General features: G+C 53.6%; 16 protein-coding genes and 1 tRNA gene. 8 read left to right on the forward strand and 9 right to left on the reverse strand.

Translation table 11 applies throughout. From position 1 onward, the window contains the following. Positions 1-14: 14 nt before the first annotated feature. The 3 genes from ACQY4Z_RS18115 to ACQY4Z_RS18125 form a co-directional block, all read right to left on the reverse strand. Positions 15-287: a hypothetical protein gene (locus tag ACQY4Z_RS18115; RefSeq protein ID WP_428523589.1), complete on the reverse strand. Its 273-nt coding sequence runs from the start codon at positions 285-287 to the stop codon at positions 15-17. Between the two features lie 70 nt (positions 288-357). After that, positions 358-909: a hypothetical protein gene (locus ACQY4Z_RS18120; protein ID WP_428523591.1), complete on the reverse strand. Its 552-nt coding sequence runs from the start codon at positions 907-909 to the stop codon at positions 358-360. A 125-nt stretch (positions 910-1,034) separates the two neighbouring features. Beyond that, positions 1,035-2,033 (reverse strand): hypothetical protein, encoded by a 999-nt coding sequence (locus ACQY4Z_RS18125; protein ID WP_428523593.1) that lies wholly within the window; start codon positions 2,031-2,033, stop codon positions 1,035-1,037. Between the two features lie 193 nt (positions 2,034-2,226). Between ACQY4Z_RS18125 and ACQY4Z_RS18130 the strand changes: the two genes are divergently transcribed. The 4 genes from ACQY4Z_RS18130 to ACQY4Z_RS18145 all read left to right on the forward strand — a co-directional run bounded on the left by ACQY4Z_RS18130 (position 2,227) and on the right by ACQY4Z_RS18145 (position 7,480). Continuing rightward, positions 2,227-2,586: a hypothetical protein gene (locus ACQY4Z_RS18130; RefSeq protein ID WP_428523594.1), complete on the forward strand. Its 360-nt coding sequence runs from the start codon at positions 2,227-2,229 to the stop codon at positions 2,584-2,586. Positions 2,587-2,948: 362 nt separating this feature from the next. After that, on the forward strand, positions 2,949-4,229 hold the full coding sequence (locus tag ACQY4Z_RS18135) for an RES family NAD+ phosphorylase (protein ID WP_428523596.1): 1,281 nt from the start codon (positions 2,949-2,951) through the stop codon (positions 4,227-4,229). A 902-nt stretch (positions 4,230-5,131) separates the two neighbouring features. Further along, positions 5,132-6,964 carry a hypothetical protein gene (locus tag ACQY4Z_RS18140; RefSeq protein ID WP_428523598.1) on the forward strand — a complete coding sequence of 611 codons (1,833 nt, stop codon included), beginning with the start codon at positions 5,132-5,134 and terminating at the stop codon, positions 6,962-6,964. Between the two features lie 114 nt (positions 6,965-7,078). Then, on the forward strand, positions 7,079-7,480 hold the full coding sequence (locus tag ACQY4Z_RS18145; protein ID WP_428523600.1) for a hypothetical protein: 402 nt from the start codon (positions 7,079-7,081) through the stop codon (positions 7,478-7,480). 9 nt (positions 7,481-7,489) lie between these two features. On the opposite strand, the gene ACQY4Z_RS18150 is transcribed toward ACQY4Z_RS18145, so the two are convergent. Next, positions 7,490-9,538: a BTAD domain-containing putative transcriptional regulator gene (locus tag ACQY4Z_RS18150; RefSeq protein WP_428523602.1), complete on the reverse strand. Its 2,049-nt coding sequence runs from the start codon at positions 9,536-9,538 to the stop codon at positions 7,490-7,492. 66 nt (positions 9,539-9,604) lie between these two features. Continuing rightward, on the reverse strand, positions 9,605-10,948 hold the full coding sequence (locus ACQY4Z_RS18155; RefSeq protein WP_428523604.1) for a YcaO-like family protein: 1,344 nt from the start codon (positions 10,946-10,948) through the stop codon (positions 9,605-9,607). A gap of 271 nt (positions 10,949-11,219) precedes the next feature. Between ACQY4Z_RS18155 and ACQY4Z_RS18160 the strand changes: the two genes are divergently transcribed. Then, the gene (locus ACQY4Z_RS18160) at positions 11,220-11,858 is read left to right on the forward strand and encodes a CHAP domain-containing protein (protein ID WP_428523606.1); all 639 of its coding nucleotides are present in this window, start codon (positions 11,220-11,222) and stop codon (positions 11,856-11,858) included. A 229-nt stretch (positions 11,859-12,087) separates the two neighbouring features. Here ACQY4Z_RS18160 and ACQY4Z_RS18165 read toward each other — a convergent pair whose 3' ends face one another. The 3 genes from ACQY4Z_RS18165 to ACQY4Z_RS18175 form a co-directional block, all read right to left on the reverse strand. Continuing rightward, positions 12,088-12,777, reverse strand: coding sequence for an N-acetylmuramoyl-L-alanine amidase (locus ACQY4Z_RS18165; protein WP_428523608.1), 690 nt, complete (start codon positions 12,775-12,777; stop codon positions 12,088-12,090). A 293-nt stretch (positions 12,778-13,070) separates the two neighbouring features. After that, complete coding sequence (locus ACQY4Z_RS18170) at positions 13,071-14,006, reverse strand: serine protease (RefSeq protein WP_428523610.1); 936 nt, start codon at positions 14,004-14,006, stop codon at positions 13,071-13,073. 70 nt (positions 14,007-14,076) lie between these two features. Further along, positions 14,077-15,474 carry a trypsin-like serine protease gene (locus ACQY4Z_RS18175; RefSeq protein WP_428523612.1) on the reverse strand — a complete coding sequence of 466 codons (1,398 nt, stop codon included), beginning with the start codon at positions 15,472-15,474 and terminating at the stop codon, positions 14,077-14,079. 446 nt (positions 15,475-15,920) lie between these two features. On the opposite strand from ACQY4Z_RS18175, the gene ACQY4Z_RS18180 reads away from it, so the two are divergent. The 3 genes from ACQY4Z_RS18180 to ACQY4Z_RS18190 all read left to right on the forward strand — a co-directional run bounded on the left by ACQY4Z_RS18180 (position 15,921) and on the right by ACQY4Z_RS18190 (position 19,199). Beyond that, the gene (locus ACQY4Z_RS18180) at positions 15,921-16,925 is read left to right on the forward strand and encodes a hypothetical protein (protein WP_428523614.1); all 1,005 of its coding nucleotides are present in this window, start codon (positions 15,921-15,923) and stop codon (positions 16,923-16,925) included. 272 nt (positions 16,926-17,197) lie between these two features. Further along, positions 17,198-17,995 carry a Mu transposase C-terminal domain-containing protein gene (locus ACQY4Z_RS18185; RefSeq protein WP_428523616.1) on the forward strand — a complete coding sequence of 266 codons (798 nt, stop codon included), beginning with the start codon at positions 17,198-17,200 and terminating at the stop codon, positions 17,993-17,995. A 316-nt stretch (positions 17,996-18,311) separates the two neighbouring features. Continuing rightward, positions 18,312-19,199 carry a bacteriophage abortive infection AbiH family protein gene (locus tag ACQY4Z_RS18190; protein WP_428523618.1) on the forward strand — a complete coding sequence of 296 codons (888 nt, stop codon included), beginning with the start codon at positions 18,312-18,314 and terminating at the stop codon, positions 19,197-19,199. A 302-nt stretch (positions 19,200-19,501) separates the two neighbouring features. Here the strand turns inward: ACQY4Z_RS18190 and ACQY4Z_RS18195 are convergent. After that, positions 19,502-19,578, reverse strand: a tRNA-Met gene (locus tag ACQY4Z_RS18195). Positions 19,579-19,653 lie beyond the last annotated feature (75 nt).

Here is a 19,653-nt window from a genome sequence, read left to right on the forward strand (position 1 = left end):
ATTTTCTTTCAAGGTTAGGCAGCGAGCAAGACGCCGAAGCGGGCTTGGATCTCACAAAGCCGTTTATTTGGGCGGCGGATGAGGTCTTTGCGGATCTCTGCCAGCAGAGCGTCCGAGAAATTGGAGCGCCTGAGCCACTGCGAGAATTGCGCGACCTCATCAGCAGTTTCGTTGGTCAAACACTCAGTGAGGTCGCTGGACGGCATGGAGAGCATGCGTGCGGTGTTTTCGACGATCTCGTGGATCTCTGGCGGGAATTTGGACGCACGTGTCCGTTGGCTGTTCATGCGAACCTCCTGAGGGATTGATAAGTTTTCGGGGTGAGTATGCCGCTAGTGGTGCGGCATTCGAGGTAATTTAGGCTGCAGACATGCCGTTATAGATGTCATAGAGGGTCCTTTTGTTTTGCTTCAATTTATAAGCACGCGCTTTGCGATTGTGCAGATCGCAACGGGACATCTGGTAAATTCCGGCCTGCGCTGTTGACCGAACACGCGGAGTGCCACGGTTCCAAATAACTGCTTCGATCACTGCGCTTTTCCAGGTAGCGGAAAAACTGCGCAAAACAGAAAACGGGACAACGTCCGTGCGCCAAGTCCTATTCAATGCATTCAAAGTGGCTAGCACGTCGCGATGGAGTTCATCTCCTTTTTTGCCGATCTCGACCCAGTTATCGCGTTGAGGGTCGATCCGTTTTTGCACGATGTATGCTGCATGATTTGGATCCAGCATTACATGCAGTTTTTCGACAAGATTTGGCTGATCTTTCAAATGGTACGCGTTGCACAGAAGAAAGCTGTTGAACGAGTTTGTAAAAACCATCCCGGAGATTTTAAACGATGATTGCTGAGTGTTAATCATCGTATTAAGGAACTGATGCAATGCAATCCGTGCCAAAGTTGAGTCCATAGTCAGATGTTTCCTTCAGATAAGGGGAGCCCGTTCTCGTGCGAGGGTGCACACGAGTTGACACAGGCCCTTTTGGATGTGCCTTTCGGCGGTGAATTACTCTCTGGTTAGGCTAATCGTCCTAGCTAGAGAGCAGCTTGAAGACGCCGCTCTGGGTCATCTTCAAATTTTTTGAGCTCGGTTTCGCTAAGGCGTTCCCAGCGAACACCAGCAATGAGTGCCCATTGTCCGTTTGCGTTTTTCCGCCGCCAATACGGCTTGGAGAGCGACTGAAGATAAGACAACGCTTCTTCGAACTGACCCATCGTTTGTTCAGCGTCTCGTGGGCCAACGCGAAAACCTCCGTCGTGCTTCAGACCCGGATGAAAAATGCTGCCATCGCGCGAAACTGGAACGAAGACAAACGTTTCGACAGTGAGCTCTTCCAATGGCTTATAGTGGCCCTGCATATCCTGTGTCTGCCAAATCGAATCCCAAAAGTTTGGCCGTGTTGAAAGCCATTCCAGCGCATCTTGAGCCGGGACCTTGCCCTTTTCTGAGTACAGACCGCCTTTCTTTTTGGACATCAGGTTTCGGACAGACTGTTCAGCCATACCAGCGAGGTAGGCGAGAGCTGCAGGTTCGATGGGCTCATTGTTATCGAGTGCCCAACGTCCTTTTGCCCAAGTGAGCAGAGGGCCAATTTGGTCTGCGTCATCAAGCTGCCACGCGGTCACTGGTGTTAGAGACCATAGCTCGTCGACGCGCTCGATCATCGCCTTGATATGCTCTGCCAGAGTGTCGCGATCGGTACTTGGGTGCAGAACAATTCCATACTCAGCATAGGCCATGAGATTGTGCATGATCTCGCCGAGTTCATTTTCTGAAAAGAAGTCATGGGCATTGCGCTCAACGAATTCCTTCCATTGAGACGACTCGTCGAGTCCAGCCTTAAAAACTTCATTCAGATAGGTTGCCAGCGCCTTATCGGAGGCAGCTTCACCACCGATGACCGCGAGGTATCGCGCTAGCGCAATGAAAATGTCTTCATAAGTGTTTGCCCCATCAAGGGTGTTCCCGAAATTCTCATGGAAAATCTCGGCACGCTCAGAGGCTGGGATATCAGCGTTTCGTTGTCCTGACACAGGCAAGCTCCTTTTGTTGAAGGCAATGTAAGTCAGCGCTGATCGATCGTCAATCTGAAAATGAGTTAAAAGTAAAATAATAAATCATCAATGACTTACTTTTTTGTTTGAAATGGCTGTATTCTGCCATCTTTTGAGCAAAAAAAAGTTGGCGCCGCGCTACTGGCGTCCTATCGCGTTGTGATCTGGAACGATGAAAATCGGAACCCTGACGATGGCTCTCACAGCTGCCACGATGTTGGCTATTTCAAGCCCGTATGCGGCCGAAGTAGATCCCGCACTTGAGCAGGCTGTACGGACAAAAGCGGCTGAGACGCTTGTTGACCCCTACTCGGCCGTGTTCACGTTCGACGTGGTCAATGAATTCGAGGGCGGTATGGCTGGAAAGATCTGCGGTTCGGTCAACGCGAAGAACCGGTATGGCGCGTACACCGGGCAACGGTTCTTCTATGCGGGTTATGTGAAGACCGACAATCGCTACCTTGTGATCGCCTTTACGACGATCGCAATGCGCTTTGACCCATCCATGGCAAACGGGAGCATATGTTCGTAAAGCCGCGAGCTTTGGCAGTTGAGCTGTCCCGAGATGCATGCTTGGGGCGGCTCTATGATGAAGTCAGAAAACGCTCCGCTTCGGCTTGAACAGCGGATAGAATATCCAATCCGCCGCCCTCACCCAGACTGATGCCAATCCCGAGTTAGTGTTTGAGCGGTGGTATTTTCATGCTGCGGTTTCCACCAGAATGCTCCTTCTTCTCCACCAATACGCGCAACAATAGCTGCGTCTCGGTGGGAAGGCAGTTCATCCCATTAGGTCATCTCGGGTGGTGTGGGCAGAAAAGTAAAAGAGGTGGTAATATCGGTTAGCGTCAGCTCTTAGGCTCGCAAGACTTTTAACAATCGGCGGATCATAAAGTGCCCACCCAACTTACAAAGCTCCGCATTACCCAAGACATCATAGACGGCCTTAGATCGAATGCGGAACGCAAATTGCATTCGCCCGATGTTAGAGAGAGGCTCGACACAATCATTGAGGATCACCTGTTTTTAAGTGGTTCCATCCCCGGTGAATTCACTTTCTTTAGAGGCCGCAAACTAGATGATAAGAAACCATTTCACACAACTGATCAGCTAACCGCACGTGAACCAAACCACATCACTTCCTACGGTCGTTGCCATAGCCCCGGAAAATCCGTTTTCTACGGATCTAACAATCTCGAAACTGTCTTCTCCGAGTTGGGTCTCGACGTAGGCAGTCGAGTGCAGATCATTGAGACTCGATGCAAACCGAAAGCAGCTGTCACATACACCACAATCGGCGAGATCGACCATGTGCGCAGGTATGGAAAGCCGTCAACCTTACTGGGTGACGGATTTCGAGAAGCGATAGTGAAACATTGGGATAGCCTAAGTCAGACGGCAAGAATGCGATTGAACTTTGTTGACGCCTTTATGGCCGAGCATTTTGCCCGACCAGTGAAATGGCCATTTGAATACAAGGTGACTTCAGCATTTAGCGATATTGTTTTTGCATTGGATATTGGGGCGATTATCTACCCCAGTGTGGGCCATCGAGGCGGCTGGAACGTTGCGGTACCAAAGAACATATTTGACGAGAATTTTAAGATCGTATCCAGCACGGTTTACCGGATATTCGATGCCCCAGGATATGGCATATTTGGGAATTATGTTGAGCACCGGAGCCGAGCAATAGTGAACGGGACGATCGATTGGCTTCCATCACAACACGTTGCGCAGAAGTTTGAGAGTTTCGAGTCGTTCTTGCAGTATGCCTTGTGTGAACCGGACAAGAAATTTCTGCTGGCCCAACCTTTTTCGTGGGCAGAGATTGACGTTGCCGAGGGCGTCAAATCAGCGCTTGACACTGCGCGGCAGGGAGTTGAGACCCAAGAGCCAAAAGTATGCAAATTGTACAACGTCTTACATATGCCGCTCACAGCTGCGAGCTCTGATTTGACCTTCGAAATTTTGTCTAAACTAATTGCCGAGCAGACACCTGAGTGGGATGGGGTTTCGCTTGGTGTCTCATCAGGCATTGTTTCAGATGAGGAATTAAGCCGTTCAGTAGAAGATTTTTCACAAGCGGCGGCAGAAGGGAAGCCGCCATTCGCTCTCTTTTTCCGTGACGGCTCATCGAAACAGGTGGTGGCGTCGATACCGGTCGACCCAGACTAAGCTTGATGATGCGTAGATGCTTGTAGCCACCAAATTGTAACGGTGGCCGAGAACAACAGACGAAAAATTTGTATCAAACAAACCGCCTCAAAATCTCAAATAGGCCGCCGAGCCACAGCCAGCTGATTTATAGCCATCTCCACACCCCAACCATTGCCTGATCTCAGTATTGCGAATTCTTCAACGGAATTGTGTGCCAAATGAAGTTGCGCGATTTGCTAAACGAAATTGCGCGCTACAGCAGCTCATGTAACGCGCAAGAACACTTGGCACTAAGGGTATTTCCGAGATTAGGTGAGATCATCTGGTTTTTGTTGGTTTTCTGCAACTTCTGTAAGTGGCGAGTTCAATCGAGTGCGCAACTTCACTTGGCGCAAAAAGCCCGCATTGCCATGTGCGCGATACGCGCAATCTGAAAAAACGCAATGAATTCAGTTACTGCGCAACTTCAAGGTAGCAATTTTTTGCCTTCGTTTGTACAAGTTGCCACCTCATGAAATATGGCTGAATTCTGGCGTTTTGAGCAAATTCACACTCATCAGTCCTACGTTCAAGGTGGCAACTTTCTCCCGCGAATTGTCAATTGCCGCGCAACTTCAAGGTGGGAACTAAAACGCGTTTTTTGAAACGAGTTCCCACCTTGTCGAGAACCGCTGAATTCCGCGATTTTTCAGGTGTAGGCTTTCTAAACCGCTCGCTAAGGTGGGAAATTCAACCTTGCAGTATCTATCTCAGCATAGGTGGACTTGTTCTGATGAGTTGCCAGGTTTCTAGGCTTGGAAGTTGAAATGGGTTTTCAATATTAAGAGGTTGTACACGAGGCTAGCGTGGTCTTGGCTTTGCCAATACGCGAAAGCAAAAGAACCTCTGTCTCACTGCGTCACTCCAGCACAAAATCACGCATGATTCACACGTCAGTTGCAACGATGGCGCTGTTCCGCATCGGGGGGGATATGAGGCGTATTTCAGGAAACATTGTCAAAAGTGTATTTAAGGCTGCGGTATTGGCGCTCGGGATCGGGTATTCCGCAGTGATTGCAGAAGGTAAGGCTGCGACCCATGATATGGCCCTGGCGATCGTCGACAAGGCGATTCTCAAACAGTCCGGTCTCACTTTCAAGAATACTCTCAAGCATATTCTGCGGGGCGACCGGCCGGTCGAGAACGTCACGGATAAGAACGTCGAGGACTTCCTGCAATCTCTTCTGGACAGCTTTGCCTCGAATCGCTCCGCAGGTATGCCACCATCTGCGGATTTTCGACCGAGCCTACCGCTGGCCGTGCTACAGCCGAAAGATCTTCTAGACGAGCGAAGCACCGGGGAGGGCGGGAGCCCCTATTCGGTCAAACTCTCTGCTGTGTTTTTTCGCCCTGATCTCGCTCCAAAGAGTTTCAATGACTGCGGTGAGTTTCGGATTGTCTACTCTTTTGACAAACCTGTAGCGGAGCATCCAGGCGGAAGCGAAACTACGGAAGGGATCGTGGAGCGTTTTTTCCTGATCTTCGAGACTCGGCCAAGCTTTCCCTATGGTGCTCAAATGAATGATTTGCCAAAAGAGCGTGTTGTTACTTGCCAGATGCTTGCACGCAAATGGGCCGCGTTCAGAACCTCTCCCTCGTCACCGAGGACGGAAGCGAAAAAGACGGAGATCGCAACAACCCTTAATAATTTCTTCTATCACACCATGAATGAGGCCGAAGGCAGAACCTTCAGCAGGGCGATGCGAGCAGAATACCTTGCCGGAAACTCTGGTACACCGCTCGGGCAAGTTCGCGGTAACTTCCGGACTGTAGAAGTCAGCCAGGACGGTTCAAAGGAGGCAGTCTGGCAACTGCGGGAATGGCTCGTACAACCAGGTCCCGCTGGAAAGATACGCTTCCAACCCGCTCCGACGAAAGACAGCCCACTTATCGCACTCTACAGAAACGACCGTGGGCCAGCTACGTTTGGTGGTAGGTTCAAGGCCCATCTATTTGGGGCGTTGGCGTTTAACTTGCGCAGCCCAAAGATCCAATCGGTGTCAAAAGATCTTATCCAATGCAAAGACTTTCGCAGGGACGTGTCCGATCGGTTGAGTGAAACATATCTCGTAAACGCGCTCGGAGCGGTTGAAGTTGACCGAGAATTTCTTGGATTTCAAGATATCTCTGAACCGGATCCATTGAGTGATCTCTTCAAGCTTAGCGGCGGCGAATTCGACGCCTCTCGAAAGCGTGCGAACCATTTCGCGACATCAAACGGACCTTCAGGCCACGTGATGACTGGGGAGCATTTGCTACGGAGAGCTCAAGCGCTTTCATGCGCTGGATGTCATCAAACGACTGCCGACCAAACAATAGGCGAAAGCCGAACGGCAGACGGAGAACCAGACTACTTTTCCTGGCCGCCTCCGGTCGACAGGTTTGTTCATGTCCGGGAACCAAACAAGAATGAAGGCAGCGATAGCTCTCGCTTGTCCACCGCATTGGTAAACCACTTTCTGAAGTTTCGAACTTGTGTGCTGGACACACTGCTTACAGCAAATCCGGCAGACCTGGCTCAAGGCGCGCGCTTGAGCAAAATGGAAAATGAACTTGAGGACAAGATCATGTTCCAGCGCAATGTTGTTGCAGCAGCAGAGCGGTCAAATTTGAGATTTTCTGATTTTGAAAACTACTTTCCAGAAGTCTTGCGCTTGAGACAGCATCTCCAGTCCACACCCGGCGCATTCGTCGTCTATCGGCGCAGTCACTGATCCAGAAAATGGCTCTGCCGAGAAAACAGTGCATGCGGAAGAAGCTGGGCATTATTTAACACCAGCCCGTGTTCCCCATCGAGACACGCAACTTAAGCAGTCAGGAGAGAAAATATGTCAAAAGAACAACCGTTTTTCAGAGTAAACAACTACGAGATATTGGGTGAAATTCTAGAGGAATGGGCACGAGATCACCAAACGTGGCCGGAAAATTGGAGCGAATTCATTCAGGTGTTGGAAGAGAGGGGTGCTGGTCCGGTTGTGCCAGACGGCTTTGGCGAGCCAGAGCTTGCTTTTCATCTTCTCGTTGATGGCAAAATGAACATTTCGCTACCGACGAAAACGATGCTCGACGCGGCCAACATAGCGGTCGGTCTGCAAAAGAAACGATATATCTTTCCTTCGCAGTACGATCTTGCCTACACGGGCTCACTTGACGAGAACATCACTCCTCCAAAACGAAAAAAAGTTCAGAGGGCCAGACTTGCCGACTACTGCATCTCGCTTTGCATGTAGGTCGTGCACTCAGGAGGTGGGGAGGCCGGCCTCGGCGAGGCCTTCCCGCATTCTGGCACGGGTGGCGTTGCTTTTTACCGGGCAGTGCTGAACAAACCAGTTGGCGGCGCTCTCCCGCGTACAGGGGGCTTCGCCCTGCCACCGCTCGCGTATAAAATCGAAATAACGTTCACCCGCGCTAAGAGCTTCGCTCTTATGGCCGATCAGCGCAAGAGCTGCAGCCTTGAAACCCGGCACCATCGGGAGGGCTTCTCCGCAATTGTCGGCTGCTTTTACGCAACCGAGATAGTCGGCACAGACGAACCGGGTGGATGTCAAATAGGCCCACTGTACTGGGTTTATCGACGAAATCAGTGACATTGCTTGAGCAGCAATGTCCCGGGCAGCGTCGAGATCTCCACACATCGCCAAACCGCAGGCGCAAGAAAATAGCGTCGTCGGGTTGTTCGGATTGAGGTCGTAGACCAGGCGATGGTGGTTCGCCGCCTGGTCGTGTTGACCAATCATGCCGTTCGACCACGCCAGCGCAATGTGGCTGCGCACGTCCAGAGGATCCAGGGCGACGGCAGTTCGAGACAGATGGTTTGCCGCCTTGAGACGCTCCGGCGAAGCCGAGAAACCCGGATAGATGACCTGTTCTGTGTTGCAGATCGAGGCAAGACCACTATAGGCCGGGGCGAAATCGGGGAAGTGTTCAATGATTCCTTTGAAGATTTCTTCCGCTTCCGCTCGTTTCTGAGGGTCCCAGGACCAGATCATCCGGTAGGCTGAAAGCCAGGGTCGATAAGCGTCCTTGGGTAGATCGTGGCTCGCGATCTGCTGTGACAGATGTTGCGCGGTCAGATAGATGCTCATACTGGCCGACATCCGCTTGATGAACTCACGTTGTGCAGCGAACCAGTTGTCGTGGGACAGGCACAGACGCTCGCTCCAAACATAGCGGTTGGTCTGCAAGTTCTTCAGGGTCATTAGCAGATGAACATCGTCGCCGTCCTCGTAGTGGGTTCCGGATATTGTGTAGCCCTTGTTCCCGTCGGGCGCCGCCGGGTCACTGCCACTCTCGCCAGGAGCCTGGAGCACATGATCCAGAACAATCCAGTCCCGAAAGCGTACCATGCTAGCAATCAGATCTTGCCGAAACCCTTCTACGAGACTTGCCATGCCGTCGTGAGGGTCGATCCCGCCTGCAAGGAACGGAAACACCCGGATGGTCGGGTACCATGTTTCGGAGTTCGCTTCGAGCGCCGGTGCGCCGCCGTTCTGCTCCGTCGCTGCAACGGTGGGCGAGTTCTTGGCCACGAAAGAGAAGGTGCCTGCCTTAATGTCGGCGATCAGCGCCTGGGTCTCCGGCTCGGGCTCCATGTCGTAGTCGTGGTCGAGAACGTCCCACAGTTCGTTATACTGCTTGAGAGCCGCAGCGGTGTTGCCATTATTCGCATGAAACCGGATCGTGCTTCGGTGGGCTTCTTCGTGCGTAGGGTCTATGCGTAGCAATGCCTCCGCAGCGGCTTGAACCGTCTCCCCAGGCAGGTTCGCGTCACCGATTATACGCCGCAATTCTGTCACGATAACGGTGTTCCAGTTCTGTCGGACGACATGCAGCCAAGCGGCGAAAGATTGATCAAGCGTCTCGAAACCGTAAAGAATGCGTTCCGGCAGGTTGGAAAATTGCAGAAGCGGCTCGCTGATTACGTTGGCGCCAAGCAGTTCGACAACCCGGCCCAAATCCGTGGACACGGTGGTCGGGTCCAACGTGACATTCACATGACCGGTGTCGAAACCTTCGTAATTCAATTCGTCAAAGAACTGGCGCAGTTGTTTGAGACTCTGCCTGAGCGAGGCGCGGGCTTGTTTTTCGGGTCGGTCGCTCCACAGAAGGCCGACCAATCGTTCACGCGTTTCCCGGTTGTTTCTGCTGAGCGCCAGATAGGAAAGAAGTCCGCATGACTTCCGGTTCCGGATAGAATGAGCGGTGCTCTCCGGGCCTTCGAGTGAAAATCCGTCAATAATATTAATAGAAATATGCGAGCCTTTAAGCCCGACAGCTGGATTAAGCACAACTCCCGATCCGCACTCGTTATGGTTGGTAAACTGTTAACCTAATATAATTGCGGATGCAGTCAATCAAAACGGGGTAACGGCGTTTTTTGCAGCCTCAAGTTCAACACAGTTGATACGTGCAGCCTCGGTCAGGCGCGCCGAAACCCAGCATGGATCCGTTGACTGGAGTCCGGGCACAAGCGTCCTGGCAGTGGCGATACCGATCTCGGGCCGGGTTACGTCGACCCAAAACGCCTCCAGTCCGACCCGGGCAATGGCCTCGACAGGACTGGCCGCTTTCCCGTCTGGCGTAACATCTGACACGGCCTCGACCGACGCAGCCTGTTTCAGCCGTGGAAAATTGTCGAGCGACAACAGTCGTTTGCGCTCGATCCAGATCCGGTCCTGTTGTGACATTCGGTCGTCGGGAAGGTAGCTGGGTTTTTCCGCCGAGATTTGCTGGGCAAGCTCCATCTGGCACATTTCCAAAAAGGCTCGCTCCGCTGCACGGCGGCTGTCCCGATCGGCCGCAAAACCCGCGACGACCTGACTTCCGTCGACCAGGCTGGAGAGTGCAGCAATGACAGGAATCTGAAGGTCCGTGGTCAATTCCAGAAACCAGCAGTCCCGGCTACTCGCTGGACGGCAGCTGGCCATGAAGCCCAAGAATGTCTCGCCCCAGGCCGCGCCGTTTGTAATCGTTCGGGGTGTCTGACCGCCATACCACCATAGAACCATCGCATCCCGCTCAATGAGCTCCAGAAGTCCGGAGTTAACTGCGTCCAGCATCGTAATCCCGGACGCGACACCGTTGCTATGCGCCGCCCGCTTGCCGTTCCTCCTGTGTTCGGGCCTCCTTAGAACGAGCTCGAGAGGCAGACTAATTAACTCTCCGGTTCTCAATGAGCGGGCGTCGACAAAATCCAAAAGTGCCAGATCCTCCTCTGGTCCGGCATCCAGACCGCCGCGAAGCCAGTTTTCGGAAATGCCTGACGGTAAAGAATGAGGCCGCGAAGACGACATGGCTAGGAGCGGGTCGTCTTCTCTTTCGATAAAGGAGAGATACTCCGCGGTCTCCCCAAGGCAGCTCTCAAACGCCTCCTTCAGCGACACCCCGCGCCCACCGGCACTTGCTGGGGCTGAATCGAATCCGGAAATTCCAAAGGCGGATGGATGGAATTTGGCGCCGAAAAATGTGGCCCTGGGAGCATGCGGCATGCTCAAGGTGAACAGGTCGTCGCAACGGCCGGCCAGGGTGATCAGCGCCCGCCGGTTCGCCTCCACCTCGGGAGAGGGTTTGGGGGTATCGGCACCCGGCAGGTATTCGAGCGCATCCAGAAACCGTCTCGCCTCTTCGCTACCCGTATCGGCATAGGCTGGCGCTCCTTCCAAAAGCGCGGCGGATTTCTGAAGCAGATCTTTCAACATGGTCAGCTCTCCAATCTTGTAAATCTTTTCCTTTGAAAACGGCGATTCACGCAGGCTTCACACAACCCATGGCCAATGACGGTATGGAGGACTTCCGGCAATTCGGCAAAAATGCCTGCTTCCCCGGGTGGAGATCAGGATTGGCGAAGCCGGCGATAATAGTCCGCATGAAAATCGATTCCGACTCCTTGAGGAACCCGCACAACTGACAGCTCATGAGATTTTTTGCTTTGAATCGCCGAACCACTTGGAAAAGCACTGAGGTCTGAGAATGACGCATACCGTCGAGAAAACGGAACCTTACATCATTTCGGAAAGCATTAGCCGGTTCGAGTTTGCACGCAAGTTCGGGCTTTCGGCCCAGGAACTTAGCGCCGACAATCCGCATCTTGAAGCATATGACCTCTTCGAACCCGGCATGCCCGTGAACATTTCCACGCCCGATGTGCCTCCACCCTGCATAACGCCGAAGTCGAAACCGGATACGCCTCTTGACTGGGCCTTGACTGAATTTGAGAGAGGTATCCAAGCCTATTCTGGACCTTGCAGTGCCAATTTCGAAGTCGAAAAATTTCATAAGGCGGCCGCAGGCGTTTCTCCTGACGACATTCCCTGGTGTTCTTCCCTCGTCAATTGGTGTTTGGGTATGGCAGGTCTCACTGGAACCGGAAACAGAGCGGCCCGTTCCTGGCACCGATGGGGGCAGGAGGCCACGTCTCCAATGCGCGGCGATATTGCAGTGTTCGCGCGCAAAGATGCCACCTGGAAAGGTCATGTCGGTTTTCTCTGGAATGATGAAGGCGCATTCTTCAGTGTGCTGGGCGCGAGCCAGTTGAACGCGATCGGCATCAGTGGCTTTCCCAAGGACGGTTCGACCTATCATCTGCTCAGTGTCCGGAAAGTTTTCTGACCACTCTGCTGCACATTTTTGGACCTAGTAAAAGAAAGTCCCCGGCGCGAGGCCGGGGGTCAAGGCGGGGAAGTAAAAAGTCTAGAATAGTCTATTTCCTGCTTTCAGAGTGGCTGTTTCCAGCCAAAATTCTTTGGATTGAATGAATTCCATTCCCCGCCTCAACGACGGTCCTCGCATAGCGACGAGGATTGATTGGTGAAAGCCCTGGTCGCCCGAAATCATCGCGTCAAGTCACCGAGCAGCACAGTTCAATGCCTTGGCTCGAAGGCAATTCACTCATCGGCGCAACGCTCGGAAAGAGCTCCTCAACCGATTTTTCGGCAGGTGCGCCGAGAACTAGGGACTTGAAACGGTCCCATGGAAAATGGGTTCCGGGATCCGACCGTCGTGACGGGTCTAGCAGGGCATGGGAAACAACCTGAGACAGGTTTGGATACTTCGCCCAGCAATAACGCACAATCTGGGCTGTCTCCTCAACCTGCCAGTTCGAAAAAGGATCCGTTGGGCTCTTCTTCTGCGAATTGACAATCTCGATACCCAGGCTCCAGTGGTTGACCCTTTTGGCGTCATCATTGACACGTGGGTCGTGGACTGCGTTGCGTACATGCCACGCGGCTCGGGCTTCAGGCGCGCATGCCCAGACGTGGTTGCCGTGTGCGTCTTCGTCTTCGTCGGCCACCAGCCAGTGCCAGCTCGCCTTGCCGTCGCGCATGACTGACATTGCGCCGGAGGAGCTGTGCCCAGCTGTGGCGTGAATGATCACGGCTTTTACACCGAGGATCGCGTCGAAAATCCGGCTGCTCGTCGACCGCTCCCAATAGTCCTTCACGCCAGGATACCATTCTTCTTTGATAGTAGCCTTTGACGGACGTTTGGTGCTGGGAAGGTCGAACAGATATGTCTTTGGATCGGCCAATTGTCTCTCTCCCGATTTGCTGTCGGCGATGTATCGAGGTCGCTTTCAAACTCTCTTCAATCAAAAGGAGCGTTGCATTCGGATGTCGCTATCAAGGACCAAGTCTGGCAGCACCGCGTCGCTAGTGATCTGTCGCAAGTAGACAATGGTGTGTGTGAGTCCCGCGTGAATCGTGGTTGTCGGCACCTATAGATAGTCTGCTCCTCACGCCTGTAGAAAAGCCCCCCGCAGTTGATGCGGGAGGCGGATATGCAGACCAAGCAGTGGGAGGCTCCGTTGCCGCAATGGCGCGCTCAGAGCTTCGGTTTGACGGTCTTATCCATCCAATCACGGAAAGCTAGGACGCTGGTATAGACGCCATAGAGGTTTGGCTTTGCACAGCCGATACCCCAGCTGACAATCCCCGTGAAAACAGGTTCGTTGACCGGACCCGGGACCCTGGGTGCAGGTATGTAGGTCATGTTGCCGCCGCTGTCTCCCTGGCAGGAATCGAAGCCGCCGGAGCTGTAGCCGGCGCAGATCATTCCGGGCCGCAGATGTTCGCCAGCAGCGTTGTAGGCGTCCGAACATGTTCCTAGATCAACATAGGGCACTCGGACCCGTTGCAGCATTTGGCTGACGAAGCTGTCGGTGGTTCGGCCCCACCCCATGACGTTCAGAGCGGTATAGGCATCGTGAATCCAGACCGCTTCCGCTTCACTGACAATTGCAATGGACCTACGCTTGTTATCCGGATTCGGAGAGGTTATCGGCGTCAGTTTCAAAAGAGCGATGTCGTTGGCGAGCGTGTTCGAATCATATTTGGGGTGAATGAAGATTTCTTCGACCGCCTGCTTGTCATGATCGGTAATATTCACGTTTCCCGACGCGATCCTGTAGCTGTGCGATGTGTGATCCTTCAGGCAATGTGCGGCGGTCAGCACCCAGAGCGGTTTCGGATCGTTGGAATTCCAGACGATTCGGGTTCCTGCAGCCGACAGGCTCGGGGACACGAAAGTGCCGCCGCAGATATGGCGTTTGTCCCGCTGAAGCGAGACGGTCCATTGCCAGTTTTCGTCCTCTTGGACCACGTTCTCGCCATTTATGATCCTCGGCCCGAGCGCCCGCTCTTCTGCCGTCGCGTCCGAACGAGCAAGGTCTTCTGCGATGATGCGAAGTTCTTCTTGCTGTGCCATGCGCGATGACCGTTCTGCGGCGGTTTCCGCCGGGTCGTGAGCGAGAGCGTTCATTTGGACGCCAATTGTGAAAAAGACAGCGGTAAGCGGAACTGAAAACAAATTCCTCATTTTGAAACTCCAATTAAAGATTGTCTTTGGTTTGAAAAAGTTTGCTGAGTTCGAGTTCTCCTTTCGCGATTGTAAGATTTGGAACATGGCGCTCCAGCCAGGAACGGATTTCTGCGGTTGTTGTCAGTACATAGATGCCGCCTGGACCGCATGTGCCTTCGAGCCCTCGGGAAACGACAGCCAGAAGGACGATGCTGCCGTCATCGAATCGCCCGTAGACGCCGCCTCCACTGTCGCCGTGACAAGTGTCCTTGCGACGGTTTGCGTCTAGGGCAACCATCTCCCGATTGGCCAAGCAGCCGAATTCTCTGCTGTTGACGGGCTGTTCGCAGCGCCTGGATTCTATGGCGACGGAGACAGTCAGTTTGCGGCCGCCGCGAGTATCTGTCTCAGACCTCCCGAAACTGGTGATCTCGGCAAAGGACACCCCATCGAGCAGTTTGTCGTCGCCAATCCGCGCGAAGAATTTGCTGGTTGGATCGGTGACCGGGTCCGCGAGTTCGACTAGGGCGATATCCGGCGTCTCGAAGGAGAGTTTTGTTCCATACCGCACCTTTTTCGTGCGGTTGCAGAAATCACTATCGAATTGAATCAGACGCCCTTTAAACCGCAACCGCTTTGACGGCGGATTGTACCAGCTGCGCCGATCGGGTAGTCGGTTGCCTATTGTGGCCCAACTCGGGTCGTGGCGGCAGAAACAGTGGCTCGCGGTCAGGATCCAGTTCGGGCTGATCAATGTTCCCGAACAGATTGCTCCCGCAGCGTCGTGAAGCACCACGGCGGGCAAATAGCAGTTGTCTTTGGGGGTGTCGGCGGAACAGTCCTTTCCGTTCAGGGACAGCCGGGGCCTTTCGTTGCCAAGCTTTCGTGCAATTTCAAACGGTAGTTCTCCGACATCTTCGCCGGAAACGATTTCATCCGGTCTGCTGAACTTTACAATAGCAAGCTCGCCGCCGGCCGAAATTAGGCCAGGAGGTAAATCCGAGACATGATCCGCACCGATGCTGAACTTGCGTACGTCCTGAAAGTTCTCAGTTCCTTTCCACTGAACGATCGGCTTGCCGTCGACAGAGACCGGTGAAACAAGAGGTTCGTAGTCTTTCAGTCCTAGCCTGGAGCCCGCGCCCGCTCGCAGATGATAGTCGAAAACGGCCTGCTCCTGCGGTGAGAGATAGCGGACAGTCGCACTGGTTCTGACAGCCTCAAAAAGTGCGATGTTTCTGGCGAACTCGAATGCAGTTGTCCCCATACCCAGGTCGCGCGAGCCGTGAAGGTAAAGCTTGTCCAGATCGGATATCAGGTTCTGCCCATTTTCATTGACATTCAGCCTGTTTGTGACGCCCACCTCGGACTGGATGATGTCCGACAGTTCCGGATTCGACAGAAGGCTCGTGTCTGAGAACCAACTCATTGCCATGCTTTCAGGGGTCGACGGTTCAGCACGTGTTATGTCCGCAAATAAAGAGAGCGACAAACACGAGATCAACAAGGTGAGCGCAACGGTCTTGACGGCCTTGAGGTGTCTCGGCGGAAAATGAAGCCCGTTTGTTTTACGTATTTTTCGCATTGCCATTCTCCAGATTGACTGGTTGCTGTTCCCTTTGTGGCAATGCTGGTGGTCCTGGTGTGAATCCAGTGTGAACGCGAGGCGCACACGATCCGGGCTTCGTTGGCAAACTGGATCGCCAACGTTCGCACCACTGACGCTTGACACACACTGGGGCAGCAGCTTCCCGAATTGTTTCGATCACGCTCGACTCACGGCACCGAGGCGAAAAAGTTCACGGGGCCGCCGGTACGCGGACCGTCATTGCGTAAGTTCGCGACAACCGTGAATTTGCAGGAGGCATTATGAAAATGATTGGCAAAATTCTTTGCACCGCATTGGTGGCTTTGACCTTGGCGGGGTGCGGGTCCATCCGCGAGAGTTACCAACTACTATCTTTTCAGCCGGACCCGCGTAGCGGTATCGGCAATCAGGCGTTCGAAGTGTTCCTGTTGTCTGGTGGCGGGCGTCAGCCCCCCGTCGCCCTTAGCAGGTTCCAAGCGGTCAAGCCGAGTTTGAGCGCAGTTTCGCCCGAGATCCAGCGAGAGCTGCGAGCCTGCGAGGTCGCCGGTCAACATCGTGTCAGCAGCCCTGCAGGTAGAGAACGCCTGGCGGGCGCTAGCACGATCGTTTCGGCGATAGTTTCTTATGCGGCTAGCGCTGCTTTCGACGCGATCAAGGAAAGCATTGCGGCAAAAGCGGAAAAGATCGCTAGGGCGTCGCAGAAATCCGGAAGCGTTCGTCTTGTTCAATCCAGGAATACCGGCGTCAACTGGGCTCGCGTAAAATGTGTCGTTGTGACAAGGATTGATCGGGATACGAAAGCCCCGGGGCTCATCACCATCCTCGAAAAGCATGACCACGGAAATGCGTCCGTACTAGTTCCAAAGGTATACTGGCTCGACAATTCCATCGCATGGACCGCCAAGGAAACCGCAAATGTGCCAGCCACGGTGCAGGTCGATATCGCGCTTGCGGTTCACGCAGTTACGACCGACAGCAAAACCGGCTTTCGCTCGGTCCGCGAAGTCGGTGCGGTTGCTGTGTCGAGCGGTTCACTGAAATTCGGTCAGGAAAAGGTCAATGGGTGCACATTTACTGCAGGAGCGCCGCAATTGTGTGCGAGTGCGACGCCGTTGATCCCGATGCCCCCTGTAACTGCCTCCGCCGTCATGGTCTCCGTAAATGTCCAGGAGACTGGTACATCCGCCAATGCGAAAGACATAGCGGAAGCCACCAACAATGCATTGGACGCCGTCGCCAAGCCTGCTCTAGACGAGTTCGCCAAGCAGCTTACCAGTCGAATCGGAACCTAGTACGAGCGTGGTTTGGTAAATCATATCAATAGTTAGTATCTTACGGATTTTCCTTCCTGCCTCCGTTGACGGCGGCGGGAAGGCAGCGGTGTTTATCGTCGTCATCACACGATAATAACAGACCAAAATTGTTGCTTGCACCGTTCTTGTCTACCTATCGATGTCGGAACGACAAAAGCTGTTTTCAATCAGAGGGAGCAGAATGCAGCGAATGCCTCATCTGTAACGTGAAACCGGTGAAGCAACTGAGGCTCTTCGGAGCGTTCCAAAGAATGAGCAGCTCAACTCGACAAAACTACAAACCTGGAAGTAACGATAACTGCATCCTCGTCACCAGCACACCGCGTGCTTCCGCCGTTGGCCTCTTGATCCGCAAATGCCTCATTGCCTGGTGCGTGCCGGAACTGATCAAGACCGACAACGGTTCTGATTTTGCCGCCCATGCAACGGTTCGCTTGCTGGACGCACTTGGCATCGAGCAGGATTTTTCTGCGCCCTATTCGCCTGAGCAAAAGGGAACGGTCGAGCGTGTGATCGGTACCTTCCAACGCGATTGCGCCGCGACCCTTCCCGGGTTTGTTGGTCACTCGGTTGCCGATCGCAAGATCATCGAAGCCCGCAAGGCGTTCTCAGCGCGGCTCGGCACAGACGATGCCAAGCTCTTCAACGTCATGCTGTCCGCAATGGAACTTCAACGCGAGGCGGATCGATGGGCAGAGGAGCAATATGCCCACACACCGCACGAAGACCTGAAACGCAAGACGCCGTTTGAAGTCGCAGCTGCGTGGTCTGGCCCAATCCGGGCTGTCGGCGATCTGGCAGCTCTCGACGTTCTTTTAGCGCCGGTCGCCGGCCAGGATGGCAAGCGCCGTGCCACCAATCAGGGCATCCGGATCGACGGTGAATTCTATTACACCGGCGATGTCATGCCCGGCCGGGATGTTCTTGTCCGCCACGACCCTGAAGATCTCGGCCGGGTCTGGCTCTTTGAGCCCGATGGAGAAACCTATCTCGGGCAAGCGGTCAATCCGATGCTCACTGGTCTCGACCCGGCCGCAACGATCGCCTAGGTCCGCGCCAAACAGAAGACGCTTGAAGATGGCGCGCTCGCTGACATCCGCAAACAGAAGCGATTGATCATGCCGCGCACTGTAGCCGAGGCTCTTCGATAAATCGCAGGGGTAGGCAAGTCGCAGAAGGCCCTCGTATTCTTGGGCGGCTGAAACTCCACTATATTGCAATGACTCGCCCGACCCACCTCCTTTGTCTCGCGATGCGCAAGGATGCATTCGTAGAGGGGGAGCTCGACATATTGGTGGGTCGCGGCTGGACGATCATCGACTGCTGCACTCCGGACCAAGTTTAGCAATTTTACTGGAGGACTCCGTGACTGATCGGCTTTTCGTGATAGGCAACGGCTTCGATCTGCATCATGGGATACCGTCCCAGTACAGCGACTTCGGCCGATACGTTGAGGGTATCGACCCAAGAGTCTCTGAGCTGATCCGTGACTACCTATTCGTCGATAAGGACTTCTGGAATTGTTTCGAAGAACGCTTGGCAAGCTTCGACTCGGACCACGTCATTGACTACGCACAGAACTTTCTCGTTCCTTACGGTGCTGAAGACTGGAGCGAAGCCTATCATCACGATTTTGAGTATGAGATCGAGCAGATCGTGGACGGCCTTTCACGAACCATGCGAAGGCATTTCGCAAGCTGGATAAGGGGCTTGCCAATTCCGTCGCCAGGAACCGTTCCGCTAGTCAATTGCATTGACCGGAGCGCTAAGTTCCTAAACTTCAACTACACGTCCACCTTGCAGTCACTTTATGGCGTTTCTCCTGACCAGGTGCTGCATATTCACGGAAGCGCCGCTAATTCCGATTCCTTGATAGTTCTCGGGCATGGATGGGAAAAGCAGGGGGACGAAGTACTATCAAGGCTGGTTGATGAAGGCACTGATACCCGTTTTGCGGGAGGCTACCGCCTCATCGATGAATATTTCGCGGATACATTCAAGCCAACTGAGAAAATCCTTACCCTAAATCAGGCATTCTTCGACCGTCTTTTGGGGGTGAGCGATGTCTTTATCTTGGGTCACTCTCTCGCCGATGTTGACGCCCTGTATTTCGCTGAGATGGCAAAAAAGGTTCCTGTTACAGCGAGGTGGACGATAAGCTTTTACAAGACGCCAGAGGTAGAGCGAAACCGATTTTCCGACTATGGCGTGAATGAAGACCTAGTTAGATTTGCACCATTGTCGACCTTATGAGTATCAAACTGTGCCTGCGATGCGTAGAGTCAATACCGATTTTGGTCTTGGGCAAAAGCATCGCCGATTGCCGGCTTTAGGCTGGCTACAGCGTCTCATTGAACGCCGAAGTCGGCACACAAAAATGGCGGACTCAAACATCAAATCATCTTCATTCGCAAAAAAAAACGGGTGCCAAATGAAGTTGCGCGATTTGCCAAATGAACTTGCGCGCTACAGCTCAGGATGGCGCCCCGGGCTTTCTACATGCAGATGGACTTGTAGCGTGTGAGATCTAACTGTCAGAAATTTATCGGGAGAAGTGGTAGCGGGAGAGGGACTCGAACCCCCGACACGCGGATTATGATTCCGCTGCTCTAACCACCTGAGCTACCCCGCCATCCGGTCAGCGGCTTCTTGTTCAAAGCGCTGCGATGTGGGGGAGCTTATAGTGAGGCTGCGCGCAGGCGTCAAG

Origin of the sequence: Roseibium sp. (assembly GCF_965276855.1) — a bacterium.
Taxonomy (GTDB): Bacteria; Pseudomonadota; Alphaproteobacteria; order Rhizobiales; family Stappiaceae; genus Roseibium.

Excerpts from the sequence above, each read along its gene's own strand:
- ACQY4Z_RS18140 (WP_428523598.1), top strand. The coding sequence starts at position 5,132 with ATGATTCACACGTCAGTTGCAACGATGGCGCTGTTCCGCATCGGGGGG.
- ACQY4Z_RS18130 (WP_428523594.1), top strand. The coding sequence starts at position 2,227 with ATGAAAATCGGAACCCTGACGATGGCTCTCACAGCTGCCACGATGTTG.
- ACQY4Z_RS18170 (WP_428523610.1), bottom strand. The coding sequence starts at position 14,006 with ATGAACGCTCTCGCTCACGACCCGGCGGAAACCGCCGCAGAACGGTCA.
- ACQY4Z_RS18145 (WP_428523600.1), top strand. The coding sequence starts at position 7,079 with ATGTCAAAAGAACAACCGTTTTTCAGAGTAAACAACTACGAGATATTG.
- ACQY4Z_RS18160 (WP_428523606.1), top strand. The coding sequence starts at position 11,220 with ATGACGCATACCGTCGAGAAAACGGAACCTTACATCATTTCGGAAAGC.
- ACQY4Z_RS18185 (WP_428523616.1), top strand. The coding sequence starts at position 17,198 with ATGAGCAGCTCAACTCGACAAAACTACAAACCTGGAAGTAACGATAAC.
- ACQY4Z_RS18120 (WP_428523591.1), bottom strand. The coding sequence starts at position 909 with ATGGACTCAACTTTGGCACGGATTGCATTGCATCAGTTCCTTAATACG.
- ACQY4Z_RS18115 (WP_428523589.1), bottom strand. The coding sequence starts at position 287 with ATGAACAGCCAACGGACACGTGCGTCCAAATTCCCGCCAGAGATCCAC.
- ACQY4Z_RS18175 (WP_428523612.1), bottom strand. The coding sequence starts at position 15,474 with ATGAGTTGGTTCTCAGACACGAGCCTTCTGTCGAATCCGGAACTGTCG.
- ACQY4Z_RS18155 (WP_428523604.1), bottom strand. The coding sequence starts at position 10,948 with ATGTTGAAAGATCTGCTTCAGAAATCCGCCGCGCTTTTGGAAGGAGCG.
- ACQY4Z_RS18180 (WP_428523614.1), top strand. The coding sequence starts at position 15,921 with ATGATTGGCAAAATTCTTTGCACCGCATTGGTGGCTTTGACCTTGGCG.